Source organism: Massilia sp. NP310, assembly GCF_019443485.1.
In the GTDB taxonomy this organism is placed as follows: domain Bacteria; phylum Pseudomonadota; class Gammaproteobacteria; order Burkholderiales; family Burkholderiaceae_D; genus Telluria; species Telluria timonae.
The window spans coordinates 5,453,477-5,467,651 of record NZ_CP080379.1 but is presented as its reverse complement, the minus strand read 5'-3'; the positions used below and the strand labels follow the sequence as shown (position 1 = coordinate 5,467,651).

The following is a 14,175-nucleotide window of genomic DNA, read 5'->3' as shown; positions in this document are numbered from 1 at the left end:
CTCTTCTACGCGGCCTGCGCTTCACACATGGCAGGCCCGAACAACAATCGATCGCGCAGCGCCGACACGTCGGCCCCACGCTGGATCAGGTCGAAATACCAGGGGCCATCGAGCACGTCGCCATACAGCACGGCGCCCGTGATGCGATTCCCCTCGAGCACCAGGCGTTTATAGATGCCGGCGCGGCGATCGCGCAGCACCAAGTCTTGCGTGCCCGGCCCGCCGACGATGTCGCCGGCCGAATACAAATCGATGCCGGTGACTTTCAGCTTGGTGGCCGTGGCCTGCTGCACGTAGCGGCGATGGCCCAGGCCGGCCAAGTGGGCGGCGCACACGCGCGCCTGGTCCCAGATCGGCGCCACCAGGCCGAAAGTCGCCTTGCGATGCTGGACGCATTCGCCCACCGCGTACACGCGTGGATCGTAACTCTGCAAGGTGTCGTCGACCACGATGGCGCGCTCGACGTGCAGGCCCGCGGCGCGCGCCAGCGCCACATTCGGACGCACGCCGGCCGCCATCACCACCAGGTCGGCCGGTGCCTCGCTGCCGTCCTTGAAGCGCACGCCCTCCACCTTGCCATTGCCGAGGATGGCCTCGGTCTCGGCGCCCAGCAGGATGCGCAGACCGCGCCGCTCCAGCGCGCCCTTGAGCAGCAGCGAAGCATCGACGTCGAGCTGCTGGTTCAGCAGGCTCTGGGTGAGATGGACCACGGTCACGTCCATGCCCTGCCGCAGCAGGCCGTTGGCCGCTTCCAGTCCGAGCAGGCCGCCGCCGATCACGACCGCATGCCGGCCCTCGCGCGCCGCCTGCAGCATGGTGTCGACGTCGTCCAGGTCGCGAAAGCCCACCACGCCGGGCAGCTCGGCGCCCGGCACCGGGACGATGAACGGTTGCGAACCGGTCGCCAGCAGAAGGCGGTCGTACTGCACGTCCTTGCCCGAACGTGCGCGCACGACGCGCCGCTTGCGGTCGATCGCCACCACCGGGTCGCCCGCATGCAGGGTGATGCCGTGCTCCTCGTACCAGCTGCGCGGATGCAGCACGATCTCGTCCGCCGTCTTTTCGCCGGCCAGGACCGGCGACAGCATGATGCGGTTGTAGTTCACGCGCGGCTCGGCGCCGAACACGGTGATGTCGTACAGATCGGGCGCCAGCGCCAGCAGCTCCTCGACAGTGCGCATGCCGGCCATGCCGTTGCCGACCACGACCAATGACGGTTTCATGCGGCGACCCATACCTGTCCGCCGTCGATCCGCGCCGGATAGCTGGCGACCGAATGCGCCGGCGCTTCCAGGCACTCGCCGCTCTGCAGGTCGAAATGCTGCTTGTAGATCGGGGACGCAACGACGATGCGCTCGCCGATGCTGCCCACCAGTCCGCGCGACAGCACGGCGGCCTGCGAATTCGGATCGTAGTTATCGATGGCGAACACCCTCGGCTCATCGGCGCCGACGCGGAACACGGCCACCTGGCGGCCGTTCAGCAAGGCGCACACGCCGGTATCGGGCACGATGTCGGAAAGTAGGCAGACGGCGGTCCAGTGTTCGAGTTGAAGATCACGGTGCATGATGCTCTCCTTTATGCTGCGCTGGCGATGGGAATGACGCGACGGCGTTCGTCGAAAGTGGCGGGACGCACCTGCCCGCGCTCGGGCACGAACACGACGTTCTCGTCGACCTGCGCGCTGTTGACGAAGTGGCGGAAGCGGCGGCGCACGGTCGGATCGGTGACGGCCTCCTTCCATTCGCAAGCATAGGTGTCGACCACGTGCTGCATCTGCGCTTCCAGCTCCTGCGCGATGCCGAGGCTGTCGTCGACCACCACCGCCTTCAGGTAATCGAGACCACCTTCCAGGTTCTCGCGCCAGGTGCTGGTGCGCTGCAGGCGCTCGGCCGTGCGCACGTAGAACATCAGGAAGCGGTCGGTCAGGCGCACCACCTCTTCTTCGGAGAGGTTCGAGGCGATCAATTCGGCGTGGCGCGGCTTCATGCCGCCATTGCCGCACACGTACAGGTTCCAGCCCTTGTCGGTGGCGATCAGGCCGACGTCCTTGCCCTGGGCCTCGGCGCATTCGCGGGTGCAGCCCGAGACGCCGAACTTGATTTTGTGCGGCGCGCGCAAGCCTTTATAACGGTTCTCCAGCGCGATGGCGAAGCCGACGCTGTCGCCGACGCCATAGCGGCACCAGGTCGAGCCGACGCAGGATTTCACCGTGCGCAGCGACTTGCCGTAGGCGTGGCCCGATTCGAATCCGGCCGCGATCAGCTCTTCCCAGATCGCCGGCAGCTGGTCCACGCGGGCGCCGAACAGGTCGACCCGCTGGCCGCCGGTGATCTTGGTGTACAGGCCATACTTCTTGGCCACCATCCCCACCGCGATCAGGCCGTCGGCCGTGACTTCGCCGCCCGGCATGCGCGGCACCACGGAGTACGTGCCGTCCTTCTGGATGTTGCCGAGGAAGTAGTCGTTCGAATCCTGCAGGCTGGCGTGCTTCGGTTTCAACACGAAATCGTTCCACACCGAGGCCAGGATGTTGGCGGCAGTCGGCTTGCAGACATCGCAACCGAGTCCCTTGCCGTGGCGCGCCAGCAGCTCGCCGAAGTCCTTGATACCTTCGACACGCACCAGGTGGTACAGCTCCTGGCGCGAGTACGGAAAGTGTTCGCACAGGTGGTTGTTGACCGCCACGCCCAGTTTCTTCAGCTCGGCATTGAGGACCTGCGTCACCAGTGGCACGCATCCGCCGCAGGCGGTGCCGGCCGAGGTGCAGCTCTTGAGGGCGCCGATGGTGGTGGCGCCGCCGGCCACCGCTTCGCACAGCGCGCCCTTGCTGACGTCGTTGCACGAGCAGACCTGGGCCGTGGCCGGCAGCTTGTCGACGCCGATCGCCGGACGCGCCGCGCCGGTGTCGGGCAGGATCAGGTATTCCGGCGCCTCCGGCAGCTCGATCCTGTTCAGCATCGTCTGCAGCAGCGCGCCGTAAGCCGACGCCTCGCCCACCAGCACGCCGCCCAGCAGGTATTTGCCGCAGCTGGAGACGACGATCTTGCGGTAAGTCTGGCGACGTTCATCGAGGAACTGATAGCTGCGGCTGCCCGGCGTGGCGCCGTGGGCGTCGCCGATGCTGGCCACGTCCACGCCCATCAGTTTCAATTTGGTGCTCATGTCGGCGCCAGCGAAACCGCATTCCGTGCCTGCCAGGTGCCGCGCCGCGGTGCGCGCCATATCGTAGCCCGGCGCGACCAGGCCGAACAGTTGGCCGTTCCACAAGGCGCATTCGCCGATGGCATAGATGTGCGGGTCCGAGGTCTGGCAACGGTCGTCGATGACGATGCCGCCGCGCGGGCCGATCTCGAGGCCGCAAGCGCGCGCCAGCTCGTCGCGCGGGCGGATGCCGGCCGAGAACACGATCATGTCGGTGTCCAGGTGCGTGCCGTCCGCGAACTGCATGCGGTGGGTGGTTTCTTCGCCATCGACGATGGCCAGCGTGTTCTTGCCGGTATGGACGCCGACGCCCAGCTCCTCGATGCGGGTGCGCAGCACGCGCGCGCCTGGATCGTCGACCTGCACCGCCATCAGGCGCGGCGCGAATTCGACCACGTGCGCGTTCAGGCCCAGGTCGCGCAGCGCCTTGGCGCATTCAAGGCCCAGCAGGCCGCCGCCGACCACGACGCCCGACTTCGACCGCGCGCCGCATTCCTGCATCGCCTCCAGGTCTTCGATGGTGCGATAGACGAAGCAATCCTTGCGGTCGGCGCCCGGCACCGGCGGCACGAAGGGATACGAGCCGGTGGCCAGCACGAGGCGATCGTAGGCGACGGAGGAGCCGTCGGCCAGGGTCACCTGCTGCGCCGCGCGATCGATCCCGACCACTTTCGCGTTCAGGCGCAACACCATGTCTTGCCGGTCGAAGAAGCCGGGCGCGACCAGCGACAGGTCGTCCGCACTTTTACCGGCAAAGAATTCCGACAGGTGCACGCGGTCGTAGGCCGGCCGCGGCTCTTCGCCCAGCACCGTCACGCGCAGGTCTTTCCGCCCGCTGGCGGCCAGGGTTTCGAGGAATTTGTGGCCCACCATGCCGTGGCCGATGACGACGATATGCATTTGCTGCTCCCTAATTAAGCTGCTGCGGCTGCCGGCGCCGTGTTGGCGCTGGTCGCGGTGAATCGGGCTGCGATGGCGCAGACGCTGGCAACCAGCACCAGGCCGCTGAGGATCGTGAGCGTCTGCTTGATGTCGCCCGTGCCCTTCATCAGGAAGCCGGCCGCCACCGCGCCGACGTTGCCGCCGGCGCCGACGATGCCGGCCACGCCGCCCAGCGCCTTCGGCGCGATGAACGGCACCAGCGCATAGGTCGCGCCGCACGCCATGTGGGTGAACAGGCCGAACACCAGCATCGCGACCACGGCGAACACCACGCCCTCGGCCTGGGCGAACCACAGGAGGCCAAGGCCTTCGCCGATCATCAGCACGAACAGCACGGTCACGCGGCGGTTCAGGTCACCCGACAGAGCCGCCTTGTCCGACAGCCAGCCGCCCAGCGCGCGGGCGAACAGCGCCAGCAGGCCGAAGCTGCCGGCGGCCATGCCGGCCTGGGCCAGCGACAGGTCGAAGTGCTCGACGTAGTACACGGCGGCGATGTTGTGGATGAAGATCTCGATGCCGAAGCAGGCGCCATAGGTGACGAACAGCAGCCAGGCGCGGTAGTTGCGGCAGCCGGCGACGAAGCTCGCCCAGCCGCCCTTGCCGCCGCCCTCTGGCATGCGGCCGGTCTTGCGCAAGTCGTCGTAATTGCCGGCCGGGCAATCCTGCGTATAGCGCCAGTAGAAGAAGGCCATCACGATCATCATCACGCCGGGCACCACCAGCGCCAGGCGCCAGCTCAGCGACTGGCTCACGCCCAGCATCACGATCGCGGTGAGCATCAGCGGCATGACCGCTTGCGCCGCGCCGCCGCCGGCATTGCCCCAGCCGGCCGCCGCCGCGTTGGCGGTGCCGACCACCTTCGGGCCGAACATGACGGAAGTGTGGTACTGGGTGATGACGAAGCTGGCGCCGACCGCGCCGATGCCCAGGCGCGCCAGCAGGAAGGCTTCGTAGCTCTGCGCCAGCGCCACGCCCAGCACGGGAATCGCGCCCAGGAGGAGCAAACCCGTGTACGTCTTGCGCGGGCCGTAGCGGTCGCACAGCGGGCCGACCAGCAGACGCACGAAGATGGTGATCGCGACCGCCGCGATATTGATGTTGGCGATCTGCTCCATCGAGAGCCCGAATTCGCCCTTGATGACCGGCATCAGCGGCGCGCAGGCGAACCAGGCGAAGAAGCAGATGAAGAAGGCGACCCAGGTCAGGTGGAAGGCGCGCATGGGCGCGCCCTGGAAGGAAAAGAGCTTGATGCTGTCCGCTTTGCTGGCCATTGTTCTTCCTTTGAAAAACGAAAAGGCGTCCGCGCTTGCTGCCATGGGCAGTAGCTGCGGACGCCGTTGTCCTGTTGCCGTCCCCGCGTTGGGCCGGCGCTAAGTGAAAATCGTGAAGAGAATCGCCATTGATCCTGTCAGAGGTATGAGCAAGAGGCGTGCCACCGCGCCTTCAGGGGGCGTACCTCAACGGACCGCATCCGGATGCTGCATTGCGGTGCATCGCTCACCATGATGATGCGCCCGCATGCACCGCGTTCAAGATCGCGCTGGTGCGCGGGCCCAGGCCTGCGGGTCGCTGCCGTCCCATACCCGTCCGCCGAGCAAGGTCGAGCTGCGCATCGGGGAGGCGGGCAGCATCGTGCCGGTGCGTTCGGCCGCCTCGCGATACAGGTCGATGCGGTTGACCTGGGCCGCCAGCGCCAGGTAGGCGGGCGCTTCGCGCAGCAGGCCCCAGCGCCGGTGCTGGGTCATGAACCACATGCCGTCCGACAGCCAGGGGAAGTTGGCCTCGCCGTCGGCATGGAAGCGCAGGCCGTTATGGCCGCGCCAGCAGCCCTCTCCGCGATGCTCGTCGATGTGGCTGCCGGCCAGGCAGAACTGCAGCGTCTCGCGGCTGGCGTTGACATAGGCGGGACTGGCCAGCACCTCGGCCGCGGCTTCGCGGTTGGTGCGCGAGGCGTCGAGCCAGCGCGCCGCTTCCAACAGCGCGGCGATCATGGCGCGGCAGGTGTTCGGGTGGCTGGCCGCGAAGGCGGCGCGCGTGCCGAGCGCCTTGCCCGGATGGTTCGGCCACACCTGTTCGCTGGACGCGGCCTGCACCCCGGCGCCGTCGCGCTGCGCGCGCTGGCCCCACGGCTCGCCCGCGCAGAAGCCATCCATATGCCCGGCCGCCAGGCTGGCCGCCATCTGCCCGGGCGGCACCGTCACCGCCTGGCAGTCGGTGAGCGGATCGATGCCATGCGCGGCCAGCCAGTAATACAGGAACATCGCGTGGTTCCCGGTCGGGAAGGTATGGGCCAGGGTGAGCTTGCGCCCTTTGTCGTCCACCTCGCGCCGCAGCAGGCGGGGATCGCGGGCGGCGTTGGCGAGCGCGCGCGACAGCGTGATGCTCTGGCCGTTCTGGTGCAGGTTCATCAACACCGCCATATCGCATTGCTGGGTGCCGATGCCGTTCTGGATGCCATACACCATCCCGTACAGCGCATGGGCCGCGTCGAGCTGCTGGCCGATCAGGCGGTCGCGCATGGCGGTCCAGGACAGCTCGCGGGTAAGCTCGAAGCGCACGCCATACTGCTCGTCGAAGCCGAGCACCGACGCCATCACCAGCGGCGCGCAATCGGCGAGCGGCATGAAACCGATGCGGACGGTCTCGATCTCGGGCCGGTCGGTGCCGGCGATCCAGGCGCCTTTGCCTGCCAATGTCATACGTCTCCTTGTCCTTGTATATAGTAAAGCGTGGCCTAGCCCAGCAGGTCTTCCACGTCGATCAGGCGCTGCGCGACTTCGGCCAGCTTCAGGTTCTTGTTCATCGCCAGGGTGCGCAGGCGCTGGTAGGCCTGCTCCTCGGTCAGGCTGTAGCGGTTCATGAGCAGGCCCTTGGCGCGATCGACGGTCTTGCGCTCCGCCAGCTTCTGGCGCGTGTCGCTCAGCTCGTCGAGCAGCTTCTGCTCGCGCCGGAAGCGCGCCAGCGCCACGTCCAGCACCGGCTTGACGCGTTCGGCCTGCAGGCCGGCCACGATATAGGCCGAGACGCCGGCGTCCATCGCCGCGTCCATGCTGGCCGGCGCATCGTCTTCGGTGAACAGGACGATCGGCCGCCGCGCGTCGCGGGTGGCGATCACGATGTGCTCGAGCACGTCGCGCGCGTCGGACTCGCTGTCGGCGATGATCAGGTCGGGCTGCAGCTGGGCGATGCGCTCGGGCAGGAAGACGTCGGCCGGGAGCGAGGCGATCAGGTCGTAGCCCGATTCGAGCAGGCCGATGCGCAGCGCCGTGCTGCGCCGGGCCTGCGCGGCCTGGGCGGCATCCGGGTCGATGCCGGGTGCTGTTGCGGAAAGCACGACGACGATCCGCAGGTGTGGTGAAGCACTGTCTCGCGATTTCATGTGCTTACGATATGCAAGATTCGCACCAGGCGCGAGCATCGACGATTGCCCATGCCCTTCTTATGCAAAACCCCTTGGCCGAGATATTCGCATGACGAATATCTTGCATGAGAGCAACTTTGCAACCATTCATCAGACGCATCGCTGGAATCACAAATCTAAAGTTTGTTTATGACGGAGACGCCCCTATACTGCAACGCAACATCGAAGTATTTATCTTAGGGGAACTATCATGACTGCAGCCATCCAACGCACCAGCTTCTTCGCGGCAGCCATCTCGGCCATCCGCAGCTTCTCGCAAGAACTCTACGTCGCCCACGGCGGCTACGCTCCGGCAGTGCGGGGTTGATCATGCACCCGCTCGAATATATCACCATCGCCCTGGCCGTCGTGGCCGTGGCAGCCCGCGTTTCCATGTTCCTGCCGCGTCCGCCAAAGGGTCCGTTCAAGGCCATGTAATTCATGTGCGATTGCGGCGCACCATCGTCGCAATACCCGCTCCGCCTCTCGCGCCGGCCGTACTGACGTACCGCCGGCGCTTGTCTTTACAGCAAAAAAAACCTGTCATATTTCGCGGTCGCGGTGAGTGCCTGCGCTAGAATGCATGCGCATTTCTGGCAAGCATCTTTGGCAACCAAGCCATTTCTCACTCATCAGACTCCACATGCGAACACCTGCACTTACCCTGTTTGCGGCCTCTTTCGCCGCACTGATCGCGCTGCCGGCGGCGGCATCCACCCCCATCACCCTCGACCAGGCCATGAGCCATCCAGACTGGATCGGCACCCCGGTGGAAGACGCCTGGTTCAGCTGGGACGGCAAGCAGGTGTACTACAAGCAGAAGCGCACCGGCTCGCCCGTGCGCGACGTGTTCCAGGTCGCGGCCGGCAAGGCCCGGCTGGTAGCCGATGCCGAACTGCCGAAGATCGACAGCGCCGACGTGGTCTACAACCGCAACAACAGCCGCATGCTGGTCCTGCGCAACAACGACCTGTTCGAGCGAGACCTCAAGTCGGGCCAGCTGGTCCAGGTCACGCGCGGCGCCAGCCGCATCACCGCCGCCCAGTACACGGCGGACGAACGCGCGGTCCAGTACCGCATCGGCAACGACTGGTATGTGTGGGACCGCGGTAGCCGTGTCACCGGCCCCGCCGCCCTGCCGCGCGCCGCCAAGGACCCGAACGCGCCCGAGGACGATCCCTACCGTTCGACCGAACTGCGCCTGATCGAGCACCTCAAGCGCCAGAAGGATGACCGCGACGCCCTGCGCGCGCGCGCCGACGAACTGCGCCGCGCCGACGCCTCGATGGCGCCAAGCCCGGTCTACCTGGGCGACAAGGTCACCATCGAAGGCAGCTCGCTCTCGCCCGACGGCCGCTGGCTGCTGGTGGTCACCGCCGCCAAAAGCGCCGACAAGGGCCGCGCCGGCAAGATGCCGCGCTACGTGAACGAGTCGGGCTACGAGGAAACCGAAGACGTGCGCACCCGCGTCGGCCGCAATATGCCGGTGCCGCATGCACTGAAGCTGGTCGACCTGCGCACCAACAAGGTGCAGGACATCGCCTTCGACGCGCTCCCGGGCGTCAACGTCGACCCGCTGGCCGAGCTGCGCGCCGCCGCCAAGAAGGACCCGCTCAAGGGCAACCGTCCGGTGGTCGTCTCGGGCGGACGCAACGCGATCGACTGGAGCGCGAACGGCGCCAACGTCGCCGTCATGCTGCGCGCGGTCGACAACAAGGACCGCTGGATCGCCAGCGTCGACCTGGGCGCCGCGAAACTGAAGCCACTGCACCGCCTGACCGACGGCGCCTGGGTCAACTACGACAACGCCGAATTCGGCTGGCTGCCGGACAACCGCACGCTGTGGTACCTGTCCGAGGAAAGCGGCTACTCGCACCTGTACACCAAGGACAGCGCCACCGCCGCCGCCCCGCGCGCCCTGACCACGGGCAAATGGGAAGCCAGCGACGTGCGCTGGACCTATGACGGCAGCACCGCCTACATGCTGTGCAACCGCGAGACCCCGGGCGACTACGAAGTCTGCGCCGTCGACGCCAACGGCGCGAATGGTGCGACCAAGGTACGCGAAGTGACGAAGCTCGATGGCGTCGAGAAGTTCGCCCTGTCGCCGGACGAGAAGAAGCTGCTGGTGCACTGGTCGTCCAGCTACACGCCGATCCAGATCGCGACCGTGCCGGTCTCGGGCGGCGAAGCGAGCAAGCTCACCGACACCCGCACGCCGGACTTCAAGGCGCGCGAGTGGATCCAGCCAGAGTACGTGGCCGTGCCTTCCAGCGCCGGCGGCGATCCGGTGTGGGCCAAGCTGTATCGTCCGGCCCAGCTCGAGCCGGGCAAGAAGTATCCGGTCGTGATGTTCGTGCACGGCGCCGGCTACCTGCAGAACGTGAGCAAGCGCTATCCGAACTACTTCCGCGAGCAGATGTTCCATAACCTGCTGGTGCAGAACGGCTACGTGGTGCTGGACATGGACTTCCGCGCCTCGAAAGGCTACGGCAGCAAGTGGCGCACCGCGATCTACCGCCAGATGGGCCATCCGGAACTGGAAGACTACGTCGACGGCGTCAAGTACATGGTGAACCAGCACCAGGGCGACGCCGCCAACGTCGGCATCTATGGCGGCAGCTACGGCGGCTTCATGACCTTCATGGCCCTGATGCGCGCGCCGGACACCTTCAAGGCCGGCGCCGCGCTGCGCCCGGTGACCGACTGGACCACCTACAACCACGAGTACACCGCCAACATCCTGAACACCCCGGACATCGATCCCGAGGCGTACAAGAAGTCGTCGCCGATCGAGTACGCGCAGAACCTGAAGGGCCACCTCTTGATCTCGCACGGCATGATCGACGATAACGTGTTCTACCAGGATTCGGTGCGCATGGCGCAGCGCCTGATCGAGATGAAGAAGGACAAGTGGGAACTGGCGAGCTATCCGCTGGAGCGTCACGGCTACGTGCAGCCGGAGGCGTGGTATGACCAGTATCGCCGGATTTATGAGCTGTTCGAGCGCTCGCTCAAGCAGAAATAATCCCCGGTAATCCGGAAGGCGCCTGCGGGCGCCTTCTGTCGTTTACGGGTGCGGCCCGAGGAAGTCGAGCAGGGTCAACGCGACGACCTTGGTCGCGCGGCGCAAATCTTCCAGCAGCAGACGTTCGTCGGCCTTCTTGGCGTTCGATTCCTCCACCGTGCGCGGCCCTGCGCCATACAGCACCGCCGGGATGCCATGTTCACCATACAGCCGCGCATCCGCATACAGCGGCGTGCCATGCGCGGGAATCTCCTCGCCCATGACGGCGCGCCCATGGCGCTGCAAGCGCTCGACCAGCGGCGCCACGCCCGGCAAGGGCCGCAGCGCCTGCGACAGCAGCAGGCGCCGGATCTCGAGGCGGATGCCGGGCAGGCCGCGCACCGCGTTCTCGATCAGGGCGCGCACCTGCGCCTCCACCAGCGCCGGGTCTTCTTCCGGGATCATGCGCCGGTCCATCCGTAACACCACCTTCCCCGGCACCACATTGGTATTGGTCCCGCCATCGATGCGGCCGACGATCATGGTCGGCGAGCCGATGCCTGCTACGGCGCTGCGGATCTTCTTCAGCGCCGGCAGTTCGCCATAGATCGCGTTCAGCACTTGTGTGGCGGCCTGCAGGGCGTCGACCGCCGTCTCGGGCATCGCGCCATGGCCCGCCCTGCCGTGCACGGTCACTTCGAGCTGCAGGCAGGCGTTGTGGGCGGTGACGATGCCATGGCCGAAGCCGGCCGCGATCACGTAGTCGGGGCGGGTCAGGCCCTGCTCCAGCAGCCAGCCCGGTCCCAGCAGGCCGCCGACTTCCTCGTCGTAGGTGAAGTGCAGTTCGACCGCGCCCGACAAGGCCACGTCCATTGCCTCCAGCGCGCGGGTCGCGAACACATAGGTGGCGAAGTCGCTCTTGGAGACCGCCGCCGCGCGCCCGTACAGGTAACCATCGTCGATCACGGCGCCATACGGCGGTCGGGTCCAGCCTTCGCCCGGCGGCACCACGTCGCCGTGGGCGTTCAGCGCCAGCGTGGGGCCGTCCCCGCCATAGCGGCGGCGCACGATCAGGTTGGTGATGCTCTCCAGGCCATGGTCGCGCACCTGCTGCGCCGGCACCGCATGGCGCTCGACCGGCCAGCCGGCGCTTTCCAGCATTCCCGCGATTGCCTCGGCATGCGGCGCGTTATTGCCCGGAGGCGTATCGGTCGGGATGCGCACCACCTCCTGCAGGAAGGCGACCTGTTCGTCGAAGTGGGCGTCGATCCAGCCGGTGAGACGATCGTGCAAGGGATTGTTCATGGCGCCTTTCCTGTGTTTGTGCCGGTGACCGCGCCGGCCTCGAACCAGGCCCCCACCTGGGCGCGTTCGGCATCGGTCATGTGGGTGAGATTCGCCAGCGGCATGGCTTTCAGTTGCACCGTCTGCTGGTAGATGCGGGCCGCATGCTGGCTCACCAGCTCCGGCGTGTCGAGCATCACGCCGCCCGGCGCCGCCGCGAAACCGGGCTGGGTCGGCTGCTGCGCGTGGCAGGACACGCAGCGCTGGTCCATGATCGTGCGCACCGCCGCAAAGCGCGTGGCAGCGTCGACACCGGCGGCGGCCGCCGGATCGGCGCTTGCGCGCGGCCTTGGGGCCAGCACGACCGCCAGCGCCAGGAGCAGCGCCACGCCGGCGGCCGGATACCGCCATTCGATGCGGCCCTTGTGGCGCAGGTTGAAGAAGTGGCGGATCAAGACCCCGGCCAGCATGATCACGCCCAGCACGGCCCAGGCATGCGGATGGTTGTAGGTCATCGCATAGTGGTTGCTGATCATGATGAACAGCACCGGCAGCGTGAAATAATTGTTGTGGACGCTGCGCTGCTTGGCCTTGATGCCGTGGCTCGGGTCGGGCTTGGCGCCGGCCAGCATGGCATTGACCATCTTGCGCTGTCCCGGAATGATCAGCATCGCCACGTTCGCCACCATGATGGTGCCGATCATCGCGCCCACGTGCAGGTAGGCGGCGCGTCCGCTGAGCAGGTGGGTGAGCACCCAGCTGCTGCCGACCAGCAGCAGCCAGATGGTGGCGCCGAACGCCAGTTGGTGCTGCACCAGCTTCGACCGGCACAGCAGGTCGTACACGATCCAGCCGACCACCAGGCTGCCGATGCCGATGCCGACCGCCTGCCAGCCCGTGAGGTCGGCCACGCTGCGGTCGACCATCATCGCCTTCGCGTTCATGTAATAGACGACGGTCAGCAGCGCAAAGCCCGACAACCACGTGGAATAGGCTTCCCACTTGAACCAGTGCAGCTCCGGCGGCAGCTCGGCGGGCGCCACCAGGTATTTCTGCGGGTTGTAGAAGCCGCCGCCGTGCACCGCCCACAGCTCGCCGGACACGCCCTTGCGCTCCAGGTCGGAACCTGGGGCCGGCGGTTTGATGGTGTTGTCGAGCCAGACGAAATAGAACGAGGCCCCGATCCAGGCGATGCCGGTGATGATGTGCAGCCAGCGCAGCAGCAGATTGAACCACTCCAAAGCATATGGCGCCAGGTATCCGGTGTCGAACATGGGCTTCCTCGTGAACGCTGAGATGGATCGAAGATACGCCGATTCCAATTTCTCCGACATGAAATTTAGCGTATATTCAACATATCTTCATTGATATACGTGCCACCCCGCCCGCCCGCGATGTCCAGCCTGCCCCGCAACCTCGACCTGCACCTGATCCGCATCCTCTACCTGCTGCTGGTGGAGAAGAACGTCTCGCGGGTGGCGCTCAAGCTGAACCAGCCGCAACCCTCGATCTCGGCTTCGCTGCGTAAACTCCGCGAGCTGACCGGCGACCCGCTGCTGGTGCGCGGCGCGCGCGGCATGGTGCCGACCCAGCACGGCGAGAGCCTGCTCAAGCCGGCCAAGCGCATCCTCGACGAAGCCGAGAGCCTGTTCGTGCGCAAGGCGCCGTTCGTGCCCGAGCAGGCGACACGCACCTTCCACATCGCCGCCCCCGACTATCTCGACGCCCGCTTCCTGCCGAACGTGGTGGCGCTGCTGCGGCGCGGCTCGCCCGGCAGCAAGGTCGTCATCCACGCCCTCGGCCCCGGCCTGGACTACCTGCGCATGCTGTCCGACGGCGACATGGACCTGGTGATCGCCAACTGGGACGAACCGCCCGCCCACCTGCACATGTCCAAGCTGTTCGAAGATCCGATCATCTGCACCATGCGCGCCGACAGCCCCTACGCCAGGCGCACGGCGCCCGACGCGATGACGCTCGAGGATTACCTCGACCTGCCGCACGTGGCCCCGACCCAGATGCTGCCGGGCTACCACGGCGTGATCGACGCATACCTCGAGCGCCACGGCCTGCAGCGCCGGGTGGCGGTCGAGTCGCCCTATTTCGGCGTGATTCCGTATATGCTGACCCAGAGCGACCTGGTGCTGACCACCGGCCGCCAGTTCATCCGCGCCTTCGAAAAGACGCTGCCGCTGAAAAGCTTCACGGTGCCGCTCAAGTTTCCGCCGATGCGCTTCTACCAGCTGTGGCACCAGCGCGTGCACCAGTCCACCGAACACAAATGGCTGCGCGACCAGGTGAGCAGCGCGGCGCGGGCCCTCAATCAAGAATAGCCAGG

10 protein-coding genes are annotated in these 14,175 nt (G+C 66.6%); 2 read left to right on the top strand and 8 right to left on the bottom strand.

Going from position 1 to position 14,175, the window contains the following annotated elements; translation table 11 throughout:
• Positions 1-5: 5 nt before the first annotated feature.
• The 6 genes from KY496_RS24180 to KY496_RS24155 form a co-directional block, all read right to left on the bottom strand.
• Positions 6-1,223, bottom strand: coding sequence for an NAD(P)/FAD-dependent oxidoreductase (locus KY496_RS24180; protein WP_370662482.1), 1,218 nt, complete (start codon positions 1,221-1,223; stop codon positions 6-8).
• Complete coding sequence (gene nirD, locus KY496_RS24175) at positions 1,220-1,567, bottom strand: nitrite reductase small subunit NirD (protein ID WP_005668412.1); 348 nt, start codon at positions 1,565-1,567, stop codon at positions 1,220-1,222. Before nirD ends, KY496_RS24180 begins: the two co-directional genes overlap by 4 nt.
• 11 nt (positions 1,568-1,578) lie before the next feature.
• Positions 1,579-4,104 (bottom strand): nitrite reductase large subunit NirB, encoded by a 2,526-nt coding sequence (gene nirB, locus KY496_RS24170; protein ID WP_219862789.1) that lies wholly within the window; start codon positions 4,102-4,104, stop codon positions 1,579-1,581.
• A gap of 14 nt (positions 4,105-4,118) precedes the next feature.
• Positions 4,119-5,417, bottom strand: coding sequence for an MFS transporter (locus tag KY496_RS24165; protein ID WP_219862788.1), 1,299 nt, complete (start codon positions 5,415-5,417; stop codon positions 4,119-4,121).
• A gap of 258 nt (positions 5,418-5,675) precedes the next feature.
• Positions 5,676-6,845: a CmpA/NrtA family ABC transporter substrate-binding protein gene (locus KY496_RS24160; RefSeq protein ID WP_219862786.1), complete on the bottom strand. Its 1,170-nt coding sequence runs from the start codon at positions 6,843-6,845 to the stop codon at positions 5,676-5,678.
• Between the two features lie 35 nt (positions 6,846-6,880).
• Positions 6,881-7,525: an ANTAR domain-containing response regulator gene (locus tag KY496_RS24155; RefSeq protein ID WP_040776989.1), complete on the bottom strand. Its 645-nt coding sequence runs from the start codon at positions 7,523-7,525 to the stop codon at positions 6,881-6,883.
• Between the two features lie 664 nt (positions 7,526-8,189).
• Between KY496_RS24155 and KY496_RS24150 the strand changes: the two genes are divergently transcribed.
• On the top strand, positions 8,190-10,574 hold the full coding sequence (locus KY496_RS24150) for a S9 family peptidase (RefSeq protein WP_219862784.1): 2,385 nt from the start codon (positions 8,190-8,192) through the stop codon (positions 10,572-10,574).
• A gap of 42 nt (positions 10,575-10,616) precedes the next feature.
• Here KY496_RS24150 and KY496_RS24145 read toward each other — a convergent pair whose 3' ends face one another.
• Positions 10,617-11,858 (bottom strand): M20/M25/M40 family metallo-hydrolase, encoded by a 1,242-nt coding sequence (locus KY496_RS24145; protein ID WP_184235228.1) that lies wholly within the window; start codon positions 11,856-11,858, stop codon positions 10,617-10,619.
• The gene (locus tag KY496_RS24140; RefSeq protein ID WP_005668400.1) at positions 11,855-13,111 is read right to left on the bottom strand and encodes a urate hydroxylase PuuD; all 1,257 of its coding nucleotides are present in this window, start codon (positions 13,109-13,111) and stop codon (positions 11,855-11,857) included. The genes KY496_RS24145 and KY496_RS24140 overlap by 4 nt, the downstream gene beginning before the upstream one ends.
• Before the next feature lie 120 nt (positions 13,112-13,231).
• On the opposite strand from KY496_RS24140, the gene KY496_RS24135 reads away from it, so the two are divergent.
• Complete coding sequence (locus KY496_RS24135; RefSeq protein ID WP_005668398.1) at positions 13,232-14,170, top strand: LysR family transcriptional regulator; 939 nt, start codon at positions 13,232-13,234, stop codon at positions 14,168-14,170.
• The last annotated feature ends 5 nt before the right edge of the window (positions 14,171-14,175 follow it).

What these genes read in the sequence shown, in the direction of transcription:
- KY496_RS24180 (WP_370662482.1), bottom strand. Translation starts at nt 1,223, where the DNA reads ATGAAACCGTCATTGGTCGTGGTCGGCAACGGCATGGCCGGCATGCGC.
- nirD (WP_005668412.1), bottom strand. Translation starts at nt 1,567, where the DNA reads ATGCACCGTGATCTTCAACTCGAACACTGGACCGCCGTCTGCCTACTT.
- nirB (WP_219862789.1), bottom strand. Translation starts at nt 4,104, where the DNA reads ATGCATATCGTCGTCATCGGCCACGGCATGGTGGGCCACAAATTCCTC.
- KY496_RS24165 (WP_219862788.1), bottom strand. Translation starts at nt 5,417, where the DNA reads ATGGCCAGCAAAGCGGACAGCATCAAGCTCTTTTCCTTCCAGGGCGCG.
- KY496_RS24145 (WP_184235228.1), bottom strand. Translation starts at nt 11,858, where the DNA reads ATGAACAATCCCTTGCACGATCGTCTCACCGGCTGGATCGACGCCCAC.
- KY496_RS24155 (WP_040776989.1), bottom strand. Translation starts at nt 7,525, where the DNA reads ATGAAATCGCGAGACAGTGCTTCACCACACCTGCGGATCGTCGTCGTG.
- KY496_RS24160 (WP_219862786.1), bottom strand. Translation starts at nt 6,845, where the DNA reads ATGACATTGGCAGGCAAAGGCGCCTGGATCGCCGGCACCGACCGGCCC.
- KY496_RS24135 (WP_005668398.1), top strand. Translation starts at nt 13,232, where the DNA reads ATGTCCAGCCTGCCCCGCAACCTCGACCTGCACCTGATCCGCATCCTC.
- KY496_RS24150 (WP_219862784.1), top strand. Translation starts at nt 8,190, where the DNA reads ATGCGAACACCTGCACTTACCCTGTTTGCGGCCTCTTTCGCCGCACTG.
- KY496_RS24140 (WP_005668400.1), bottom strand. Translation starts at nt 13,111, where the DNA reads ATGTTCGACACCGGATACCTGGCGCCATATGCTTTGGAGTGGTTCAAT.